This window comes from candidate division Zixibacteria bacterium HGW-Zixibacteria-1, from assembly GCA_002838945.1.
Taxonomy (GTDB): domain Bacteria; phylum Zixibacteria; class MSB-5A5; order GN15; family PGXB01; genus PGXB01.
This window is the reverse complement of sequence record PGXB01000079.1, coordinates 1-1,910: the sequence shown is the minus strand read 5'-3', so window position 1 is coordinate 1,910 and position 1,910 is coordinate 1. Positions and strand designations below refer to the sequence as shown.

The window sequence follows — 1,910 nt, the reverse complement described above, 5'->3', positions numbered from 1 at the left end:
CTTTGAGATTTGATATCCGGCAGTACCGTTGCGTGGTTTTCACACTGCTGTGCCCTAAAAGGTCCTGAATGGTGGAGAGGTCAGCATCGGCATTCAACATCTGGGTGGCCATCGTGTGCCGGAGATGATGACAGGATACTCGGACCTTCGCTTTGCGGGCATAATATTCCATGCGCTTCTGAATCCCACGGATGGAGATGGGTTGCCCCCTACATGCTCCTTTTTCCACGAGAAAGATTTTTCTAGCCCTGGATGCAGGCCGAACCCGTAAATAGGCCGCCAAGACATTAAGCGCATCATTGCTCATGTAGACGACCCGGTCTTTTGCCCCCTTGCCATCTTCAACCAGGACTGTCCTGCGGTTGACGTCTATAGCGCCTATGGCAAGATTCGCAACTTCTTCCACCCTTAACCCGCAGCGCAGCATTAGCATAAACATAGCTCGGTCACGGGGACCCTTCACGACTTCAAAAAAGTTCTTTACCTGTTCATCCCGTAGGTGCCGTGGAAGAGGTCTGGACATCTTTTGCATGTGACTCTTTCTGATGGGGTTGATGATGACCCTATCTTCCTCTTCCTTCAGGTAATGGTAGAACTGGCGAATGCCATCCAAATGGCAATTAACAGTTCTTCCACCGGAACATCCACCCAGACAACAAAATGCTTGATCATGTTCAGATAGTTCTTAACGGTATTCGGTGCACAGTTTCGCCTTTTCAAAAATCGCCTCCAGTTCAGGATCGCATCGGTCATTACCACGACTGTCCCCCCTTTCTATTATGGCCATGGCCTTAAAATATTCCTCTTCGCGGGTTTTATCGGTGAGCCGGGCATAGCGCCTTGTCTCTTCAATGTTGCGATGTCCCAACAATACCTGGAGACACTCCAGACGCATGCCGGCGTTGAGAAGCTCCGTGGCAAAGGTGTGGCGAAGAGTATGCAGGGTATACCCTTTGTGAGTTAATCCCGCTTTCACAATGTATTTTTCAAACCTGCACCGGGCTGTGCTGTACGACATCGTGTCCGTGTTCCCTCGACTGTAAAAAAGGTAGTCCTCCCAGGCATGCCTCTCCTCAAACCAGATCTTCAACGCAATAATGGCGTCCTCACTGAGATAAACCACTCGGCCCAGACGGTTCTTCTGAGCTTCGTAAATCTCTATCCTCCGCTCTTTGATGTGGACGTCTGTAACCTTCGTATTGAGTAGTTCCCCGATCCGCATTCCCGTTCTCAACAATACCAGGATCATGGCCCGGTCACGGTTGCCTTCAATGACAGAAAGCAGCTTCTGTAAATCATCGGGATCCATGGCCCGCGGCAGCCGCTCCGGCAACTGCAAGCGTATCCTCTTGCCAAAAACACCCAGGGAAACAATGCCTTCTTCCGCCATGTGGCGGAGAAAGGATTGAACACCTGTAAGTCTCATCCGGATAGTCGTAATCTTGATGCCTCTGTCCTGTTCATGCTCGATAAATGCCTCCACATCTCTCCTCGTCACTTCTTCAAGGCTTGTCTTGCCATTCGCCTTTAGCAGACCAAGAAAAATAAGTATGGTCCCCCAACGGCTAAACATGGTCCGCGGCCTGCGGTTACTGCGAGCCATATGGCGAAGATAACCCTCAACATGCTCCTTGCCGGGTAGATCCTCCCTGGACAGCTGCCTCAATATCTTAAGAAGCGCTTCTATGCTTCCATCAGAATGTGAGTAAAAACGGAGACGGGTCTGGTAATAATTGAAAGATTTTGGCGGCGGAATTGTATAATTATCTGAAGATATGACTGCCTCGTGTAAATCGACATCACTGTTTATCATCGCTATCTCCTTTTCTTAATTCAACAAGAAAAACAGATAGATGATGACAACCATCCTATGAACTGTCAACCATCATTTTGTTACGTATAGGTATTTG

Annotated in this window: 2 protein-coding genes; both read right to left on the bottom strand. The window is 49.0% G+C overall.

Going from position 1 to position 1,910, the window contains the following annotated elements; genetic code table 11:
• Nucleotides 1–613 (bottom strand): hypothetical protein (locus tag CVT49_16440; GenBank protein ID PKK81913.1); only part of this gene is annotated, 613 nt, incomplete at its 3' end.
• Between the two features lie 72 nt (nucleotides 614–685).
• A complete protein-coding gene (locus tag CVT49_16435) occupies nucleotides 686–1,813 on the bottom strand; it encodes a hypothetical protein (protein ID PKK81912.1) in 1,128 nt (375 codons plus the stop codon).
• Between the last annotated feature and the right edge of the window lie 97 nt (nucleotides 1,814–1,910).